At 54.6% G+C, this 399-nt stretch carries 1 protein-coding gene and 1 pseudogene; both read left to right on the top strand.

The window, feature by feature from the left end; translation table 11 throughout:
• Window positions 1-321 (top strand): annotated as a pseudogene (locus JNB91_RS30465) (hypothetical protein); the annotation flags it as partial.
• A partial coding sequence (locus tag JNB91_RS30460; protein WP_430736382.1) for a cupin domain-containing protein occupies window positions 284-399 on the top strand: 116 nt, incomplete at its 3' end. The pseudogene JNB91_RS30465 and the gene JNB91_RS30460, both read left to right, overlap by 38 nt.

The following is a 399-nucleotide window of genomic DNA, read 5'->3' as shown; positions in this document are numbered from 1 at the left end:
CAGCAGGAAGTTGAACAGCGTAAAGCTGAGGCGAATATGCTACGTGAACAGGCTAATGGTGAAGCTGATGCTATCCGTGCTCGTGCGCAAGCAGAAGCAGACGCCATTCGTCTGCGCGGTGAAGCTCTGCGTCAAAACCCGAACGTTATGGAGCTGGAAGCCATCAATAAATGGAATGGCCAGTTACCGCAGTACATGACTCAAGGGGCTAACACTCCTTTCATTACAGTGACCTGGGACCTACGTGCGCCCGCACCGACACCCTCACACCTTCGAGCTACTGTTGCCATTAAGGGGTCGTTTCGTGGTGCTGAATTTTGACGATCGGGGTACCGTCACCCATCGGGCGATATTGGGGGAAACCTGTACGGTGCTGGAGATGGCCGCAGGAACCTGGCA

It is taken from the genome of Aliirhizobium wenxiniae (assembly GCF_019511445.1).
GTDB lineage: Bacteria > Pseudomonadota > Alphaproteobacteria > Rhizobiales > Rhizobiaceae > Neorhizobium > Neorhizobium wenxiniae_A.
The sequence above is the reverse complement of the archived record's forward strand: the minus strand, read 5'-3'. Positions and strand labels throughout refer to the sequence as shown.